Below are 19,658 nucleotides of genomic sequence, written 5' to 3'. Positions count from 1 at the left end.
AAAATAGTCATTTTGTTATGGCTAAGTAAGTTGGGTTTTTTATTAATTATAAGTGAGCAACTAATGAGTATTGATATCGCTAAATATCCAACGCTAGCCTTGGCAGAGACACCAGATGAGCTTCGTCTGTTGCCTAAAGAGAGTTTGCCCAAGCTTTGTGATGAACTCAGACAATTTTTACTGAGTAGCGTGGGTCGCTCTAGCGGTCACTTTGCTTCTGGTCTTGGCGCTGTTGAGCTCACCGTCGCACTACATTATGTCTATAAAACACCGTTTGATAACCTTGTGTGGGATGTCGGCCACCAAGCCTACCCACATAAAATATTAACTGGGCGCCGTGACCGTATTGATACCATTCGTCAAAAAAATGGTTTACATCCCTTTCCATGGCGTGAAGAAAGTGAATATGACATTTTAAGCGTTGGCCATTCCTCAACATCCATTAGTGCCGGTTTAGGCATGGCCATTGCCGCAGAAAAAGAAAAACAAAACCGTAAAACGGTTTGTGTGATTGGTGATGGCGCCATTACCGCAGGAATGGCATTTGAGGCGATGAACCATGCTGGGGATGCTGCACCTGACATGTTGGTTATCTTAAATGATAACGAAATGTCTATTTCAGAAAATGTTGGCGCACTAAACAACCACTTAGCTCACTTGCTTTCTGGAAAGCTCTACACAACATTGCGTGAAGGTGGAAAAAAAGTTTTTTCTAACATGCCGCCTATTAAAGAGCTACTGAAAAAGACAGAAGAACACATTAAAGGCATGGTCGTACCGGGGACCATGTTTGAAGAATTAGGTTTTAACTATATTGGCCCTGTTGACGGCCATGATGTTGTTGCCTTAGTTCAAACGTTAAAAAATATGCGTGATTTAAAAGGCCCGCAATTTTTACATATCATGACCAAGAAAGGTCGGGGTTATGAGCCAGCAGAAAAAGACCCTATTAGCTGGCATGCTGTTCCTAAATTTGACCCAAGTACCTTCACTTTACCTAAAAGCAAAGAGACGGGGCCAACATTCTCTAAAATCTTTGGGGATTGGCTGTGTGAAGAGGCCAAAGACGATAGCAAGCTGATGGCTATCACCCCTGCGATGCGTGAAGGGTCTGGTATGGTTCGGTTTTCTAAAGAATTCCCAGAGCAATACTTCGATGTCGCGATCGCGGAGCAACATGCTGTCACCTTTGCGGCAGGCCTCGCCATTGGTGGCTATAAGCCTATTGTTGCTATCTATTCCACTTTCTTGCAACGCGGTTATGATCAAGTCATTCATGATGTGGCTATCCAAAAGATACCTGTCATGTTTGCAATTGACCGGGCAGGCATTGTTGGGGCTGATGGACAAACTCACCAAGGTTCTTTTGATATTTCATTCCTGCGCTGTATACCAACCATGGTTATTATGGCTCCAAGTGATGAAAATGAGTGCCGCCAAATGCTGCATACTGGCTACCATTACCAAGATGGCCCATGTGCGGTTCGTTACCCTCGAGGTACAGGAACAGGCGCTGAATTACAGCCGTTATCGCCACTGCCTATTGGTAAAGGTATTGTTCGTCGCCAAGGCGAAAAAGTCGCTATCTTATGTTTTGGCACATTATTAAGCCACGCATTAGTTGCTGCTGAACAACTCAATGCAACTGTTGTAGATATGCGTTTTGTGAAGCCTTTAGACGAAGCTCTGGTCCTTGAAATGGCCAATACCCATGATGTACTTGTCACTCTCGAAGAAAATGCCATCATGGGTGGTGCTGGTAGCGGTGTGAATGAGTTCCTAATGCATGAGAAAAAAATCATTCCAATCTTAAACCTTGGTTTACCTGACTATTTTATTTCTCAGGGTACCCAAGAGGAACTTATTGCTGAATTGGGCTTAGATTCCACAGGTATTGTTAATTCTATTAATAACTATTTAGCCAAATAGTTTTTATCTTCAGGGCATTGCATTAACAATACAATGCCCTATTCAATCACAAAGCCAATCACTCTTATTCCTTTTCTTAATACGCTAAAAAAGTGTTTAGCTCCCTATTATTACTGACTCACTAATGTTCATTTAAAAAAATCACCTATGTCACATTTTTATTATATTTCAAGATCATTAAAATAAAATATAAAACCAAATATAATCAGTTTATCTACAAAGATATTCAGCTATTTACCTGAAATAAGAATACAAACAAAGCTTTTATCTTGAATGTAAATTTTCACAATAAAGGCATGCAAATTATTTTAAAATCTATTAATATGAACTTTGTCACTGTATGACAGCGTAATTTAGTCTCTGAATTATATTCGTCACATATTATTATGAAATATTATTTTTTATATGTAAGAAATGATAATTTATTTTTATAACGAATATATTATTTTAACAATTTTAACCAGAAATTAATAAGTAATTATTTTGTTTTCTTAATTAACAAACCAGGAAACAAATAAACGCTATTCCAACTACAATTTTCATATAGTTTATTTTTATTTAGTCGATTTTAATAAATAGATTTGGGAGCGCTTATGTGTGGACAATATATTAATGAACCCTTGTATTTATCTATTGCAAACTGGGTAATGAAACAAGGGCGCTGGACTACAGCTAGAGAGATATCTAACAACTTTGATATCCCGCATCCTAATGCAGTCAATATTGTTTCTTATATTTTATCTGATGTTGCTGAAATTCAGTGTGAAGTAAAAATGATCCCAAATAAATTATCGGGACGAGGCTGCCAATGCCAGCGGCTTATTAAAGTTAAGAAAATTGATAACCAGCTTTATGCACGTTTAAGAAGTCATCAAGCTGAAAAAGTCACTATCGATTCTCCTATAAAAGCAGCCTCTATGCCACCAAGTGAATTAAATCGAGAGCAAAAATGGCAATGGATGCTATCAAAAGCACAACGTCGTTAAACCTATTTCTTAGCTTCACATCAATAAAAAACGCAGACTTCACTATCTGCGTTTTTTATTTTACGGCCTTTTTGTGAATCATTGCCCCTTAGGTTTTACATCCGTTGTACCAAATAATTGGGGTCGATTAGCTTCAAGCTCTATTAGTGGCTGGGTTTCCTGTAAGTGTTGCTGATACCGGCACGCTAAGTCTTGATATTCCTTAGTATTTAACTGCTTCCAATGCAGTTCTTCATCAGTCACTAAGCGTAAAAAACGGGCTGGACTTCCGACTAACATCTGACGGTATTCTCCTTGAAACCCAGCTTTAACAAAACTCATCGCAGCAACAATGCTTTGTTCGCCGATGACAGCACCGTCCATGATCACACTATTCATACCGACTAAAGCATCATGACCAATAATACATCCGTGCAAAATAGCACCGTGACCTATGTGTCCGCACTCATGGACAATCGTTTCAACATCACTATAGCCATGCATAATGCAACAGTCCTGAATATTCGCACCTTTTTCTATGATCAAACGACCATAGTCCCCACGCAAAGAGGCGTTAGGCCCGACAAACACTCCTTCACCGATAATCACATCACCAATCACTACCGCTGATGGATGTACATATGCGGTGGGATGAACAACTGGGATCACCCCTTCAAAAGCGTAAAAACTCAAGATTCACCTCACTGCTAGTGTACTAGCGCCCTTTCCAACTCGGTGAACGTTTTTCGGAAAACGCCAGCGGGCCTTCTGTTGCATCTTCTGAGTGTAAAACCGCAGGGTAGTTTTTCAGCACGCCGCTACGCATAAGTTTATACCCCTCTTCAACTGTAAGTTCACCTGTAGCGCGGAAAATTTCTTTCAGTGCAGCGACAGCAAGTGGCGCACTTTGGGTGATTTGTTCTGCAAGTTCACGGGCTTTATCCATCAGGCTCTCAATAGGAACCACATCGTTAGCAATTCCCCAACGTAATGCTTCCTGCGCATCCATTCGTCTGCCGGTCATCACCATTTCATTCACGATTGGCGCAGGTAAAATTTTAGGTAAACGTAAAACACCACCGCTATCCGGAACAATCCCGAGTTGGGCTTCAGGTAATGCGAAACTGGCATTTTCAGAACAAATAATCATATCTGCCGCTAAAGCCAGTTCAAAACCACCGCCAAACGCATATCCATTCACCGCAGCAATAACAGGTTTGTTTAAATTAAAAATTTCAGTCAAACCGGCAAAGCCTCCTGGACCAAAATCAGCATCAGGTGCTTCACCTTCCGCCGCAGATTTTAAATCCCAACCCGCAGAGAAAAATCTCTCTCCTGCCCCGGTAATAATGGCGACACGCAGAGAAGGGTCATCGCGAAAATTAAGGAAAACTTCTCCCATTTTGAAACTAGTTTTTGCATCTATTGCATTTGCTTTAGGTCTATCGAGTATGATTTCTAAAATAGCGCCATTTCGAGTGATTTTTAATGATTCGCTCATAATATAATCCTTTCTTCGTCGTGCAGTGACGCTTCAGGTTGCACATGTGCAACCCGAAAACGTATGCAAAATTAATCAAGTTTGTCGATTATTGCAGATATTTTTTCAATACTTTTCCAGAACAGTTACGCGGTAAATCTTTACGTACCTCAACACACGTTGGCACCTTAAATTTCGCCATTTGTTTTTCACAAAAAGCAAAAAATTCTTCCTGAGTTAAGGTTTCCCCTTCTTCAAGCACAATAAAGGCTTTAATCGCTTCATCTCGGATATCATCCACAATACCAATCACCGCAACATCGACTATGGCAGGATGTGAGGCGATAATATTTTCGATTTCACTGCAAGAGACATTTTCTCCACCGCGTTTGATCATATTGCTGCTTCTATCGACAAAATAGAAAAAGCCGTCTTTGTCTTGGTAAGCAAAGTCACCCGTATGCATCCATCCCGCTTCGTCAAAGGTTTTTGCTGTCGCTTCAGGGCTGTTGTAATACTCTTTAAAGAGGGTTTTACCACGTTCACCTTTTACACAAAGCTCACCAATAACCCCTGTTCCGACAGGTTGGTTATTTCTATCCCGAATTTGAGCTTGATAACAAAAACCAGGGCGGCCAATGGATGGCCAACGACGCATATCGCCAGGCCTATCACCAATCAAACCAACTATCGTCTCCGTCATTCCATACGAAGTTAAAAACCGCTTCACCCCAAAACGGGCCATAAACTGGTCGCGTTCTTCTTCACTTAAATTGAGGTAAAACATGGCTTCTCGTAAACAATGATCTTTTTCGTTATCCGCCAGCGGCTGGCTTAATAATGTGCGGATCATCATTGGGATGAGTTCGACGACAGTCGCTTTGTATTTCACCACTTGTTGCCAAAAACGGCGTGCGCTGTATTTCTCTAATAAAACAAACGTAGCACCGGCAGAAAATGCAGCCATAGAAGCCGTACATTGGCAATCAATATGAAAAGCAGGCATGACCGTTAAATAAATATCATCGGAGCGCAAGCTGTTTTGCCAAGAAGAGTAATAACCCGCAAAGCGGAGGTTATAGTGAGTAATAATCACCCCTTTAGGTTTCGAGGTGGTACCAGAAGTAAATAAAATTTCGGCCGTATCCTCGACATGCAATTCAACCACCTGAGTCAACTGCGTATGTTGTTGTGACTGCTCAAGCCAAAAGTCAGAAATATGCTCTACGGGTTCAATTTGCGTTTCTGTAATCAAAAAAATATGTTCTAAGCTGGTCGCTTCATCAGCGAATACTTGTTGATAAATATCTAAGAAAGAGGAGCAAGTTACCACCATTTTGGGTTGGCAGTTCTGCATGATCCAGGCACTTTCACTGTATTTATAACGCGCATTAATTGGGACCATAATCGCCCCAATTTTAGCCAAGCCAAACCAGCAAAAGAAAAATTCAGGGCAATTATCTAAATGTAAAGCCACTTTATCGCCTTTTTGAATGCCATAAGCTAAAAAGAGATTGGCGGTGCGATTAATTTGCTGGTTCATTTCTAAATAGCTGAACTTGCTAACCTTTCCATCGCAGGATTCAAAGATAAGCGCCTGACTGTTACCGTGGGTGACTGCTAAGTCATCCCACATTTGACGCAAATTTTGTTTACCGATTACATCCATTAATTGTTACCCATCATTTCCCTGATGAATACTCAGCGCAATAGTCATCATTGCCCTGAGTACCCATTCAATTAATCAACTATTTTGGCTAGCCCTTTATCGACTAACCCCCGAATATCAGTTTCGCTGTATCCAATATTTTTTAAGATATCTGTCGTGTCCATACCGTGTGATGGCATGCCTCGCCAGATTTGTCCGGGGTTATTTTTGAATTTAGGCATGACATTAGGACCACGGCAGGTTTTTCCTTCCATTGTTTGCCAACTGGTAATAGATTCGCGCGCAATGTATTGAGGATTGGTTTCTAGCTCAGGAATCGTAAGGACTTTGGCGCTAGCAATATTCAATTCCGCGAGTCTTGCTAACACTTCATCAATCGAACGAGAGCCAAGCCATTCATCGAGTTTTTCTTCCACTAAAGGCCCATAAGGACATTCAACACGGTGAATTAGCTGTGTGCCTTCCGGTATTTCTGGTGTGCCTAACAGATGCGCCAACCCAATATCTTTGAAAATTTCCTGAATTTGCGTGATACCGACAATTTCCATCACGATATAACCATCTTTACAGCTATAAAGACCACAACCTGCGTAATAGGGGTCTTTCCCTTTTGTCATGCGTGGGCAGATTTCGCCGCCATTAAAGTAGTCCATCATGAAGTATTGACCCATACGCAACATCACTTCATACATGGCAACGTCAATACTTTCACCTTTTCCGGTTTCACGCGCTTTATACAGTGCCGCGAGAGCCGCTGTTGTGGCGGTCATGCCAGAAAAATAATCTGCGGTATACGGGAAAGCAGGCATTGGCTGGTCTTTATCACCGTTTTGGATCAGATAGCCGCTGAAAGCTTGAGCGATGGTGTTATAAGCTGCGAGGTTGGTATATTGTGGGTCACCGTACTGCCCAAAACCGGATAAGTGTGCAATAACTAGTTTAGGGTTATGTTCCCAAAGTACTTCATCCGTGATACCACGGCGAGCAAATGCGGGGCCTTTACTCGCTTCAATGAAGATATCCGTGGTTTCCATCAGTTTCAAAAATGCGTCACGCCCTTCATCCTTAAAAATATTCAATGATAATGCACGTAAATTACGTCGTGACAGCTGAGGGTAGTTGGGTTGAACGCGAATAGTGTCTGCCCAAGCGACATTTTCTATCCAGATCACTTCAGCGCCCCATTCTGCAAACATTTGCCCTGCAAATGGGCCAGCAATTTCAATTCCTGAAAATACTACTCTAACCCCAGCTAGAGGGCCAAATTCTGGCATAGGTAGATGCTCTGCCATGTTGTTATCTCCTGTGAAGCAGGGTTGGCCCTCTCGTGAAAGCCATCCCATTACGTTCAGTTATTAGCGGTATTGTTTTAGTACGCTACGGCCTAATGTCAGTATTTGCATTTCATCTGAACCGCCTGATACGCGATCCACACGCAGATCACGCCAGAAACGGGCGATCCGGTGCTCACCTGCAATTCCTACACCACCGAGTACTTGCATCGCAGAGTCCACGACTTCAAATGCCGCATTTGCACAGAAGTATTTACACATTGCTGCATCTCCAGCGGTGATCAATCCATTGTCACTCTTCCATGCAGTTTCATATAACATGTTGCGCATTGAATTGAGCTTGATCGCCATATGTGCAAATTTTTCTTGAATTAACTGAAAACGGCCAATGGCTTCACCAAATTGAACACGCTGGTTAGCATAACGAGCCGCATCTTCGAACGCACACATCGCAGTACCATAGTTAGTTAAGGCCACTAAGAAACGTTCATGGTCGAACTCTTCTTTTACACGGTTAAAACCATTACCTTCGCGGCCAAACATGTCCTTTTCATCAAGTTCGACATTATCAAAAGTGATTTCACAACAGCTATCCATGCGTAAACCCAGTTTTTCAAGTTTGTTCACCTTGATTCCTGATTTGCTCATATCTAAGAACCATTCGGTGAAAACAGGTTTGTCTGGTGAATCCGCATCACGGCTCATCACCACAATGTATGGGGTGTAAGCACTACTGGTGATAAAACATTTACTACCGTTCAAATACACTTTGCCATTACGGCGTTGGTAAGTGGTTTGTAGGCTACCTACGTCAGAGCCAGCCCCCGGTTCAGTGATCGCCGAGTTCCACATTTGTTTACCCGTACCGCGGAACGCCATGATTTTATCAATCTGCTCTTGAGTTCCTTCTCTTAGCACTGTATTAAAACCGCCCGGTAGTTGGTACAGCACATAAGTTGGTGCTCCCAGGCGACCCAGCTCCATCCATACCGCAGCAACGGTGATAAACCCTGCATCTAAGCCGCCATGTTCTTCTGGGATCAGCAGGTTATCGATTTCCATATCCGCTAAGGCTTTTACAAAGCGTTCAGGATACTTACTGTCGCGGTCACATTCAGCGAAATAGCTTTCCCAGTTTTCACTGGCCATCAGTTCACGGATCCCTGCGACAAACAGCTCCTGCTCATCATTCAATCTAAAATCCATATCAATAACCTCTTAAATGTTGTTTCTGAGTAAATTAGTCATTTTTCCAATGCACTTTGGCATCTTTAATAAAGGAGAGCGTTACCATGATGTTGACGAAAAAAAGTGGGCATCCTCCGGCAATTATCGCTGTTTGAATAGGTTTTAATCCGCCTAACGCCAGCAAAACAATGCCAATAACACCGACTAAGACAGACCAACCGATGCGCACTAACAATGGCGGCTCATCACCATCTTTCACTGCGCGACAAGTCGACATAGCGAGGGTGTAGGAACAGGCATTAATGAGTGTCACAGTGGCGATAAAGCAGAGGATGAAGAAGCCCCAAATTGTTACAGTGCTCAAAGGTAAGGCAGCCCATGTTTCAATGATGGCGCGCGCAACGCCGAATTCTTCAATTAGTTTGGGAACATTAATAATATTTTGGTCAACAAGTTGGAGTGTGTTACTCCCTAAAATAGTCCAAATTAACGTTGTTCCCGCCGTTAAGCCTGCCACCATCCCGATACACAACTCACGGACGGTACGGCCTTTAGAAATACGTGCGAGGAAGATACACATTTGAATGGCATAGATAACCCACCATGCCCAGTAAAACACTGTCCAGCCTTGTGGGAAGCCACTTTTACCTACCGCATCGGTATAAAACAGCATGCGAGGCATATACATCATTAGGACACCGATAGAATCAGTGAAATAGTTCACAATGAAGCTAGCGCCACCAACAATAAATACCCATCCCAACATCAAGAAACTCAGGTAGCTACGGACGTCACTCGCAATTTTCACCCCTTTTTGCAGGCCGAAAGCCACACAAATTGCATTTAGGATGATCCAACAGAAAATGATGATGGCATCAAGTTGTAAGGTATGAGGAATACCAAATAAATATTGAATACATTCAGTAACTAACGGTGTTGCTAATCCTAGACTAGTTCCCATTGCTAATATCAACGCAACGAGATAGAAGTTATCAACAAGCGTACCAAACCACCCGTTTACCCGTTTTTCCCCTACCAGAGGAACTAGCGTACTACTTGGACGAATAACATCCATTTTGCGAACAAAGAAGAAATAACCGAATGCGACAGATAAGAAGCTATAGGTCGCCCATGGAAGTGGTCCCCAGTGAAACAGGCTGTATGCGAGCCCAATATTTTTGGCCTCATTTGAATAAGGTTCAAAGCCAAAAGGCGGTGCAGAAACGTAATAATAGATTTCAATCGAACCCCAAAACAGCACGGCGGCCGAAGTACAAGATGCGAACATCATAAAAATCCAGCTTGCTCGGCTAAACTCAGGCTTCTCTTCTCCTAGGCGTTTCTTAGCATATGGTCCTAAAATCAACCAAAACCAGCCACCAAACATCACGACCATATACCACTCAAATGCCCAGCCCCACACATTGGTGACATAGCTGAAAACTTGGTTGATAACTTCATTTGAAGCATCAAGGTCACGGACAGTTAACCAACACAATAGTCCAACAATGATCAACGGTGGAAAAAAAACCTTCGGTTCTATCCCACCTTTTTTATTTTCTTTGCTCATAGTTCGATCCCAATTTATTATTTAATACATAAGTTTTAAAATAGATATTATTCTCAACACCTAATACATAACCTCATACTTACATTTATTTAAAACTTATATTTATTATTAAATCCCGAGAAACCTAATTAAGTATTAATTCAAATTCTATCTAAATCATGTCTAGTCCCCATTAACAATTCTGTTATTAAGGTCACAATATTATTCGTGATAAATAATTGTTATTGTTTTTTCTATTTAAAATAACTCTAAATACCAATAAATACATAGAGATAAAATATTGTGTAACGTTAATGTTATTAAATACCTTCAGTATTGGTGATTCAGGTAGCAATATTGAACATTTCATTGATAACTAGGTGATTTTTATAATATTGGTGAGTAGGGTATCAGTATGAGTAATTAAACTCCCTTTAATTTAAGGTTTTCAATATTGGTGACTTAGGTTTTATTTTTAAATATCCAGATCATGATAATTATATAATCCGAAACCGAAACGGATCATATTTATTAATATTATTTTAGGAGATGTAATGAATATTATTACATGCTATAAATCTGTTCCTGATGAACAAGATATTATTGTAAATAGCTCAGATGGTTCTTTAGATTTTTCACGTGCCGATACCAAAATCAGTCAATATGATTTAAATGCAATTGAAACTGCCAACCAAATAAAAGCGCAGCAAGCAGACAGCAAAGTAATTGCGTTAAGTATTGGTGGTAAAGCACTAACTAATATGAAAGCGCGTAAAGATGTGCTATCACGTGGCCCAGATGAGCTGGTTGTTGTTATTGATGACCAACTTGAGCATGCACTGCCCCATCAAACTGCGATTACCCTTGGTGCCGCGGCACAGAAAGTGGGCTTTGATTTAATTATTTGCGGTGATGGTTCCGCAGATCTCAATGCACAACAAGTGAGTATTTTATTAGGTGAAACCCTGCAAGTTCCTGCCATTAATGGTGTGAAAAACATTGTTTCTATCACAGCCGATACGGTGATTGTAGAGCGTGAACTGGAAGACGAAATTGAAACGTTATCCCTTCCATTACCAGCCATTATCGCTGTTACCTCCGATATTAACGTTCCCGTTATTCCATCCATGAAAGCCATCTTAGGTGCCGCTAAAAAACCCGTCCAAGCTTGGACGATGGCAGATATTGGCTTAGATAACGTTGCCGCATTATCGTCTCAATCTATCGCCGCACCAAAACAGAAAGTTCGCCAGCGGATCATTATTGAAGGTGATGGAGATGATCAAATTGCGCAATTTGCAGAACATTTAAGAAAAATCATTTAATCGGAGGAGTTATGAGCAAATTATCAACCGTTTGGGTATTTAGTGACATGACTTCCCGTTTGCCTGAACTTATCGGCGGTGCTCTCACCCTTGGTGAGCAAGTCAATGTTTTCGCCCTAGATGAAGCGCAAAGCTCACAAGCTTTTCAACTTGGTGCGACCCAAGTTTTTCAATTAGCAGGTAAACCCGACGACCGTATTATTGAAGATTATGCAGATACTATCGTTTCAACCATCAAACAGCATGGTGATAAAGGTTTATTACTGTTACCGAATACCCGTAGAGGTAAATTACTAGCAGCACGCTTAGGGGCTAGACTACAAGCAGTCGTCTCTAACGATGCAACAGCAGTTACAATCGAATCTGGAAAACCTGCAATTAAACATATGGTTTACGGTGGTCTCGCCTTCGGTCAAGAGACTCTAGATAGCGCATTTTCAATTGCAACACTTACCTCTGGTACATTTGAAGCAGCCCCAAGTGATGCATCACGTAACGGCACGGCTCAAGCTACACAATGGGTCGAACCAAAACAATCTATTGTACGTACCTCGATTCAGAAAAAAGCAGGTAGCTCAGTTGAATTAGATAAAGCACGCTTAGTTGTCAGTGTAGGACGGGGTATTGGTAGTCAAGAAAACATCGCTATTGCTAAAACGCTTGCCGACACAATAGGTGCTGAAATCGCTTGTTCCCGCCCAGTCGCAGAAAATGAAAAATGGATGGAACATGAGCGCTATGTGGGTATTTCCAACTTAATGCTCAAACCAGAGCTTTACCTCGCTGTCGGCATTTCAGGGCAAATTCAACATATGGTCGGTGCGAATGGCGCACAAACTATCGTCGCTATCAACAAAGATAAAAATGCCCCTATTTTCCAATTTGCTGACTACGGGATAGTAGGCGATCTGTTCAAAATCTTACCTGCTTTAACGCAACAACTGGCGAAATAAACTCAATAACAGTGAGGCATTTTCCTCACTGTTTTAGTGACCTTTGGAGAAACTATGTCCGATGATATTTTTGATGCAATCATTGTAGGTGCAGGCCTAGCCGGCTCTGTAGCTGCATTGGTGCTTGCCCGTGAAGGTGCGCAAGTTCTCCTAATCGAAAGAGGAAACTACGCGGGCGGTAAAAACGTAACAGGTGGGCGAATGTATGCCCATAGCTTAGAACGAATTATTCCTGGCTTTACCCAAGAAGCGCCCATTGAGCGCATGATCACACGCGAAAAATTGTCATTTATGACCGAAACCGGTGCTGTCACTGTTGATTTTCAAAATTCTGCAGCACAAAACCCAGATGAAACCTCTTGGTCTGTACTAAGGGGAAAACTGGACCCATGGCTGGTTGAACAAGCCGAAAATGCCGGTGCGCAGTGTATTACAGGTATTCGAGTTGATAAGTTAGTTGAACGCGATGGCAAGGTCGTCGGTGTGGAGGCTGATGGTGATGTACTTGAAGCTAAAGTGGTCATTTTAGCAGATGGTGTCAATTCACTATTGGCAGAACAACTTGGTATGACAAAACGCGTCAATGCAGAACATGTTGCCGTTGGGGTTAAAGAATTAATTGAACTACCAAAAGATGTGTTGTGCAACCGCTTTAATTTAAATGAGAACGAGGGCGTTGCTTGGCTATTTGCAGGCTCACCGACCGATGGCTTGATGGGCGGAGGCTTCCTTTATACCAATGAAGATACTATTTCTTTAGGTTTAGTCTGTGGCTTACACCACATCAAAGACGCTAAGAAATCTGTTCCGCAAATGCTTGAAGACTTTAAACAGCACCCCGCCGTTGCACCGTTGATTGAAGGCGGAAAAATGGTCGAATATGCCGCTCACGTTGTTCCTGAAGCAGGTTTAAAAATGCAGTCAGAATTAGTACGTGATGGGGTATTAATTGCTGGTGATGCGGCTGGTATGTGTATGAATTTAGGTTTTACTATTCGTGGTATGGACTTAGCTGTTGCCTCCGGTGAAGCGGCAGCAAAAGCCGTACTTAGCGCAATGAAAACCGACGATTTCAGCAAACAAAATTTAAATCAATACCTCACACTGCTCAACGAAGGCCCACTGCGGGACATGAAAATGTACCAAAAAATGCCTGAGTTTTTGGATAACCCTCGCATGTTTTCTGCTTACCCAGAAATGGCAGTTGGTATTGCCAAAAAACTCTTCACTATCTCAGATGAAGCGCCTGTGCCTTTACGTAAGACCATGTTACAACACGCGAAGAAAGTGGGCTTTATGAATTTGCTCAAAGATGGAATTAAAGGAGTCAGAGCAATATGAGTAATCCAGTCAACGTTGATGTCAAACTCGGCATTAATAAATTTAATGTCGATGAAGAAAACCCGCATATTGTGATAAAAGAGCATCCAGATATGAATGTGCTCGAAACATTAACTAAAGCTTGCCCAGCGGGATTATATAAAAAACAAGAGGACGGCTCAGTACGTTTCGATTATGCCGGTTGTCTTGAATGTGGAACCTGCCGCATTCTTGGCTTAGGTAGTGCATTAGAAAAATGGGAATACCCACGCGGCACTTTCGGTATTGAATTTCGTTACGGCTGATTTATTTAGCATAACTCTCGGAGCTAATAACTTCGAGAGTTTTCAAGCGTTTATTTACGCTGACACTGGGATGCATAATGAAACCAAAAAGTTTTGATGATATCCAATTTTCCTCCGTTCATCGGCGGATTATGCTTTGGGGCAGTGGAGGGCCTTTTCTGGATGGTTATGTATTAGTCCTGATCGGCGTTGCCTTAGAACAACTCACACCCGTATTAAGCTTAAGTAGTGAATGGATTGGCTTATTAGGCGCTGCAACATTAGCGGGCCTATTCATCGGTACTTCTCTATTCGGCTATATTTGCGACCAAGTCGGTCGTCGTAAAATGTTTTTAATTGATATTGTTGCCATTGGTGCTATTTCAGTGGCGACCATGTTTGTCTCAACACCGATGGAGCTGCTTATCATGCGGTTCTTAATCGGGATAGTAATAGGTGCGGACTACCCAATTGCAACGTCAATGATCACTGAGTTTTCCAATACTAAACAGCGCGCATTTGCTGTCGGGTTTATTGCGGCTATGTGGTATGTGGGTGCAACCTGTGCCAATCTCGTCGGTTATATGTTGTATGACGTGGAAGATGGCTGGCGCTGGATGCTTGGTAGCTCAGTGATCCCTTGTATTATCATTTTGATTGGTCGTTTTGATTTACCTGAATCACCTCTTTGGCTGATCCGCAAAGGGCGCGTTAAAGAATGCGAAAAAATGATGGAAAAGCTGTTTGGTCAGCCTGTGGTATTCGAAGCCGAAGAACAACAAAAAACACATTTCATCCAATTATTCACTAAGCGCCATTTTTCTTTTGTTCTATTCACTGCCATTATTTGGACCTGCCAAGTGATCCCGATGTTTGCAATTTACACCTTTGGCCCACAAATTGTTGGGCAATTGGGCTGGGATCAGGGGAAAAATGCCGCACTGGGTAACGTGGTTATTAGCTTATTCTTTATGTTAGGCTGTTTACCCGCGATGTATTGGTTAAATAAAATGGGCCGGCGGCCACTATTGATTGGTAGCTTTGCGATTATGACCCTTGCACTTGCCATACTTGGGCTATTCTCAAACCTCGGTATTTGCCTTGTGATTATTATGTTTGGCATTTACGCTTTCTTCTCCGGCGGGCCGGGTATTTTACAATGGCTCTACCCTAATGAACTGTTTCCAACAGATATTCGTGCCTCTGCCGTTGGGGTAATTATGTCCATCAGCCGTATTGGAACCATTTTTTCAACGTGGGCATTACCACTGTTTATCACTAAATATGGGGTCAGTTCAGTGGTGTTAATGGGGGCAGGTGTTTCTTTGCTCGGGCTAATTGTTTCTATCCTATTTGCACCAGAAACCAAAGGATTAACCCTAGCACAAACCTCCGTGATGGGTATTCGGCGCAAAAAGAAGTAAAAGAAGTAAAAGAAGTAAAAGAAGTAAAAGAAGTAAAAGAAGTCACCACGATATGCAATCACATCAAATATACACGTATTTATACGCTAAATAGTTCAGATTGTAGGTAGGCGGCAAGCGAATAAGACCCTAGGAGCATACACAAGTATGTGACTAGAGCGAATAAGCGAAGCCAACACCCCTACAATTTGAAATATGACGCGTATTTATACGCTAAATAGTTTGGGTTGTGGCTAGGCGGCAATCGAGGTTATCCCGATGAGCATACACAAGTATGTGATTCGGGTAACCGAACGCAGCCAACAACGCCACAACGCAAAATATGACGCGTATTTAGTTGGTTGAGAATGGCATAATGTCATACCAAACCAACAACCAAATAGTGACATAAGCAAAAATCGCCGCAATGATATCGTCAATCATAATACCAAAACCGCCGCTGACTTTTCGGTCAAAAAACCGTATTGGCCATGGCTTCCACATGTCGTAAATGCGGAAAATAAAGAAGGCGGTAATGACCCACTCATAATCAACAACTGGGATCGCCATTAGCGTAATCCACATCCCAATAAATTCATCCCAAACAATACTGCCATGGTCATGAATTTTCATATCGTCGGAAGTGCGTTGGCAAATTAGGCAACCAATCCAAAAACCCACGATAATGAGTACCCACACACTCCAAATTGGCATGTTTGCCATTAATAACCAGAAAGGTATCGCAGCAAGAGAGCCCATTGTGCCAGGCACAATAGGAGAAAGGCCACTACCAAACCCCGTAGCCAATAAGTGCCAAGGATTACGCATAGTTAGCCGTTTTTTTGCTTCCGCTTTTTCTTGGCGACTTGCCATTCTATGCACCTTCCGAAACAAAATGATCGAAACCTTTTAGGTTTACATCAACTTCTTGGTTATTGCAAAAGTAGCTAATTCCTTCAGACTGCGGCTTAATTTGCCCGATACACGTAAAGCCTGACCCCGTATGCGCTAATGCCATCTCTAACGCTCCACGATTAATTTCAGGAACAGTAAAACAGAGTTCGTAATCTTCACCACCACTCAAAGACCATAAACGCCCTTGCTCAATACTACAACTTTGTTTCAACGCTTCTGATTGAGGCAATGCATCTAAATTAATCCGTGCACCACAACCACTCGCTTTCAAGATATGGTTAAGATCGGAAACTAAACCATCCGAAATATCAATTGCAGAAGAAGCCAGGTTTCTCAACGCTTGGCCTTGTAAAATCCGTGGCTGCGGACGTAAATGGCGCGCAATTAGCCATTCTTGATGCTCTACATTTTCAACATTCAGTTTGTCTTGCAAAATAGCTAAGCCTGCCGCGCTATCACCGAGAGTACCAGTGACATAAATCCAATCGCCATTACGCGCTCCTGCGCGAGACATCGCCTTACCATTTGGTACTAAACCATGAACCGTATACGTTAAACTCATTGGCCCACGAGTTGTGTCACCACCAATCAATTGCATTCCATAATAATTAAGCTGTTCAAACAAGCTATCACTGAAAGATTGCAACCAATCGCAATCAACACAAGGCAATGTAATGGCTAAGGAAACCCATGCAGGGTCTGCGCCCATCGCTGCAAGGTCACTTAAATTAGATGCTAATGATTTATAAGCAAGATCAGCCGGTGAAATGGTAGGTAGGAAATGGATACCAGAAACGAGAGTGTCAGTACTTACTGCAAGTTGCTGTTTTTCTGGAATGGTCATCAACGCACAATCATCGCCAATACCGATATTAACATCACGTCGGTTAGTGGTTTGACGGTTAAAATAACGCGCGATGAGGTCAAATTCGCCATATGACATGGTAGATTTTCCGTTTTCGCTATATCTATTTTCGTTTGAGACGAAGCAAATAATTTACACCCTAATAATTCAATAATAGGTAAATAGCACACAATTGCTAACCTAAACAGCGTATCTAATTGGCTACAATTATTCTTCGCTCACCTGTCATTGAAATATCGCGAGCATATAAACACAAAGGTAGACTGGAACCCAGCCTACCTATTTATTACCGTAGTGCTACAGGAGGGAACCCTGATATTATTATTTTTTACGACGAACTGCAGGTGCCGCTTTGTCTAATACACCGTTAACAAATTTATGGCTATCTTCTGCGCCAAAAACTTTCGCTAATTCAATACCTTCGTTGATTGCAACTTTATAAGGTACGTCTTCACGGAAACTTAATTCAAACATAGAGACACGTAAAATCGCTTTTTCTACCTGCCCTAACTCTTCAAGCTGACGAGATAAATAAGGCGCCATCAGTTGATCAAGTTTTGTCGCGTTGGTCGCAACACCTGATAACAGTTCACGAAAATAGTTTACGTCAACGTCTGACATGTCCTGTTCAGCAATAAACTCATATTCCACTTCAGCAATTGGATTGCCAGATAATTGCCATGAATAAATGGCCTGTACAGCACACTCACGAGCGCGGCGACGAGCAGCAGGTTTCACAAGATTCCCCTTAAATTTAAAAACTGTACACAAAAAACACTTGTTGCATTGCGTTATCTACACCATTGTGGCGAAAAAACGGCAACATAGAGCTAATTGTGTATTATTTGCCTTTGATGGCCTTAATTACATTAATCATTTCAAGTGCTGTCAGTGCAGCTTCAGCACCTTTATTACCTGCTTTAGTACCCGCACGTTCAATGGCTTGTTCGATATTTTCAGTGGTTAACACACCAAAAGTCACTGGCACTTCACTGTTCATCGCGACATGAGATAGGCCGGAACTACATTCACCTGCAACATATTCAAAGTGAGCTGTACCACCACGAATAACGGTACCTAATGCAATTACTGCATCATATTTATTAGTTTCAACTAATGCTTTTGTGGTCAACGGTAGCTCATAAGCGCCTGGAACCCACACAATGGTGATGTTGTCATTTGAAACCTGACCAATGCGCTCTAACGCATCAACAGCACCTTCCAGCAGACTATCATTAATAAAGTTGTTAAAACGAGCGATAGCGATAGCAACACGCGCTTGTGGAGCAGCAACAACACCTTTAATTACGTTCATAGCCTTCCTCTAATATTAATTATAACCCGCGGGGCGCGGATTTTATCACATTCTTTCGTGTATCGTACGTATGATTTTCAAAAAAACCACTTACCATACGGGACGAAGCCTGACGCGTAGGTCTGGCCCGACTTGCTTCACTTCTGTAAATTCAAATTTTGGCGCATCAATAAGGGCATTAAGCGGTGGGAAGTCCACCAGACCTCGAGCGCTATTTCCTAATAATTTAGGCGCAATATAGACAATCAGCTCATCCACTAAACCTAACTTAAGCAATGAGCCTGCAAGTTTTGCCCCTGCTTCAACCCAAATGCTATTCACATTACGTTTAGCCAATTGCATCATCAAAATAACGAGATCGGTGCCGTTTTCATCAGCAGGAACAGCGAGTTGCTCAACTTGCCCTTGCCATACTGCATTTTCATCTGGGTTTGAACGCACTAACCAGCATTCACCATCTAATTGAGTGACTTTATGGCCAGAAGTCACACGATTGTGGTTATCCAACACAATACGAATGGGCTGGCGCACTTGGTTTTCTGGATAAACTTGTTGGATGTCTGATGGGAGCTCGTTCCAACGTACCGTTAAAGAAGGGTCATCAGCAACAACCGTGCTGCTCGTACTTAAGATAGCGCTAGCCTCGGCTCGAAGAGCTTGTACATCTTTGCGAGCTGCCGAGCTGGTAATCCATTTACTTTCCCCTGATTCAAGGGCGGTTTTGCCATCGAGTGAAGCGGCAAGTTTCAACTGGATATAAGGAAACCCGGTACGCATACGTTTTAAAAAGCCGCGGTTTGCCGCTTCAGCATCGTTTAATAAAACATTACTGCGCGTTTCAATCCCTGCTTGCGACAACATATACAGGCCACGGCCCGCAACTTGAGGGTTTGGGTCTTGCATGGCAGCAACAACGCGGCTTACACCCGCTTTGATCAGCGCCTCTGCACAAGGTGGGGTACGACCATGATGACTGCAAGGCTCAAGGGTGACATAAGCCGTTGCCCCTTGCGCTTTATCTCCTGCCATTCTTAGTGCATGGACTTCAGCGTGGGGTTCCCCCGCTTTTTGATGATACCCTTCACCGACAATAATACCATCACGCACAATCACACACCCGACATTTGGATTAGGTGATGTGGTAAAACACCCTTTTCGTGCCAACTCAAAAGCACGAGCCATATACATGTTGTCTTGTTCAATCAT

The 19,658-nt window shown here is 42.3% G+C and carries 18 protein-coding genes; 7 read left to right on the top strand and 11 right to left on the bottom strand.

Annotated elements, in window-relative coordinates:
- Positions 1-63: 63 nt before the first annotated feature.
- Both dxs and caiF read left to right on the top strand, forming a co-directional pair.
- Positions 64-1,929 (top strand): 1-deoxy-D-xylulose-5-phosphate synthase, encoded by a 1,866-nt coding sequence (dxs, locus tag M1F25_RS03695; RefSeq protein WP_181489313.1) that lies wholly within the window; start codon positions 64-66, stop codon positions 1,927-1,929.
- A gap of 593 nt (positions 1,930-2,522) precedes the next feature.
- Entirely contained in the window at positions 2,523-2,915 is a 393-nt protein-coding gene (gene caiF, locus M1F25_RS03690; protein ID WP_004905481.1) for a carnitine metabolism transcriptional regulator CaiF, read from the top strand.
- Positions 2,916-2,993: 78 nt separating this feature from the next.
- On the opposite strand, the gene caiE is transcribed toward caiF, so the two are convergent.
- From caiE to caiT, 6 genes are all read right to left on the bottom strand, one after another.
- Complete coding sequence (caiE, locus tag M1F25_RS03685) at positions 2,994-3,587, bottom strand: carnitine operon protein CaiE (protein ID WP_181489311.1); 594 nt, start codon at positions 3,585-3,587, stop codon at positions 2,994-2,996.
- 22 nt (positions 3,588-3,609) lie between these two features.
- Positions 3,610-4,395 carry a crotonobetainyl-CoA hydratase gene (gene caiD, locus M1F25_RS03680; protein ID WP_094961958.1) on the bottom strand — a complete coding sequence of 262 codons (786 nt, stop codon included), beginning with the start codon at positions 4,393-4,395 and terminating at the stop codon, positions 3,610-3,612.
- A gap of 88 nt (positions 4,396-4,483) precedes the next feature.
- The gene (caiC, locus tag M1F25_RS03675; protein WP_140172104.1) at positions 4,484-6,043 is read right to left on the bottom strand and encodes a crotonobetaine/carnitine-CoA ligase; all 1,560 of its coding nucleotides are present in this window, start codon (positions 6,041-6,043) and stop codon (positions 4,484-4,486) included.
- 71 nt (positions 6,044-6,114) lie between these two features.
- Positions 6,115-7,335 carry an L-carnitine CoA-transferase gene (caiB, locus tag M1F25_RS03670; RefSeq protein WP_094961956.1) on the bottom strand — a complete coding sequence of 407 codons (1,221 nt, stop codon included), beginning with the start codon at positions 7,333-7,335 and terminating at the stop codon, positions 6,115-6,117.
- Between the two features lie 63 nt (positions 7,336-7,398).
- Positions 7,399-8,541, bottom strand: a complete 1,143-nt coding sequence (gene caiA / locus M1F25_RS03665; RefSeq protein ID WP_181489309.1) for a crotonobetainyl-CoA dehydrogenase — start codon at positions 8,539-8,541, stop codon at positions 7,399-7,401.
- A gap of 34 nt (positions 8,542-8,575) precedes the next feature.
- Positions 8,576-10,093 carry an L-carnitine/gamma-butyrobetaine antiporter gene (caiT, locus tag M1F25_RS03660; RefSeq protein ID WP_004905502.1) on the bottom strand — a complete coding sequence of 506 codons (1,518 nt, stop codon included), beginning with the start codon at positions 10,091-10,093 and terminating at the stop codon, positions 8,576-8,578.
- Between the two features lie 533 nt (positions 10,094-10,626).
- On the opposite strand from caiT, the gene fixA reads away from it, so the two are divergent.
- From fixA to M1F25_RS03635, 5 genes are all read left to right on the top strand, one after another.
- Positions 10,627-11,397 (top strand): putative electron transfer flavoprotein FixA, encoded by a 771-nt coding sequence (gene fixA, locus M1F25_RS03655; RefSeq protein ID WP_004905507.1) that lies wholly within the window; start codon positions 10,627-10,629, stop codon positions 11,395-11,397.
- 11 nt (positions 11,398-11,408) lie between these two features.
- A complete protein-coding gene (locus M1F25_RS03650; protein WP_004905511.1) occupies positions 11,409-12,350 on the top strand; it encodes an FAD-binding protein in 942 nt (313 codons plus the stop codon).
- Positions 12,351-12,404: 54 nt separating this feature from the next.
- On the top strand, positions 12,405-13,691 hold the full coding sequence (fixC, locus tag M1F25_RS03645) for an FAD-dependent oxidoreductase FixC (RefSeq protein ID WP_112307837.1): 1,287 nt from the start codon (positions 12,405-12,407) through the stop codon (positions 13,689-13,691).
- Entirely contained in the window at positions 13,688-13,975 is a 288-nt protein-coding gene (fixX, locus tag M1F25_RS03640; protein ID WP_004905518.1) for a ferredoxin-like protein FixX, read from the top strand. Before fixC ends, fixX begins: the two co-directional genes overlap by 4 nt.
- Positions 13,976-14,052: 77 nt before the next feature.
- Complete coding sequence (locus tag M1F25_RS03635; RefSeq protein WP_004905520.1) at positions 14,053-15,378, top strand: MFS transporter; 1,326 nt, start codon at positions 14,053-14,055, stop codon at positions 15,376-15,378.
- 333 nt (positions 15,379-15,711) lie between these two features.
- Here the strand turns inward: M1F25_RS03635 and pgpA are convergent, their stop codons facing one another.
- From pgpA to ribD, 5 genes are all read right to left on the bottom strand, one after another.
- Complete coding sequence (pgpA, locus tag M1F25_RS03630) at positions 15,712-16,230, bottom strand: phosphatidylglycerophosphatase A (RefSeq protein WP_094961952.1); 519 nt, start codon at positions 16,228-16,230, stop codon at positions 15,712-15,714.
- 1 nt (position 16,231) lies between these two features.
- Positions 16,232-17,215 carry a thiamine-phosphate kinase gene (gene thiL / locus M1F25_RS03625; RefSeq protein ID WP_004905525.1) on the bottom strand — a complete coding sequence of 328 codons (984 nt, stop codon included), beginning with the start codon at positions 17,213-17,215 and terminating at the stop codon, positions 16,232-16,234.
- Positions 17,216-17,458: 243 nt separating this feature from the next.
- Complete coding sequence (nusB, locus tag M1F25_RS03620) at positions 17,459-17,875, bottom strand: transcription antitermination factor NusB (RefSeq protein WP_036958557.1); 417 nt, start codon at positions 17,873-17,875, stop codon at positions 17,459-17,461.
- A 103-nt stretch (positions 17,876-17,978) separates the two neighbouring features.
- A complete protein-coding gene (gene ribE / locus M1F25_RS03615) occupies positions 17,979-18,452 on the bottom strand; it encodes a 6,7-dimethyl-8-ribityllumazine synthase (protein WP_004905531.1) in 474 nt (157 codons plus the stop codon).
- A gap of 90 nt (positions 18,453-18,542) precedes the next feature.
- Positions 18,543-19,658, bottom strand: a complete 1,116-nt coding sequence (gene ribD / locus M1F25_RS03610; RefSeq protein WP_094961951.1) for a bifunctional diaminohydroxyphosphoribosylaminopyrimidine deaminase/5-amino-6-(5-phosphoribosylamino)uracil reductase RibD — start codon at positions 19,656-19,658, stop codon at positions 18,543-18,545.

The organism is Providencia sp. PROV109, from assembly GCF_033681625.1.
Lineage (GTDB): Bacteria > Pseudomonadota > Gammaproteobacteria > Enterobacterales > Enterobacteriaceae > Providencia > Providencia hangzhouensis.
The sequence above is the reverse complement of the archived record's forward strand: the minus strand, read 5'-3'. Positions and strand labels throughout refer to the sequence as shown.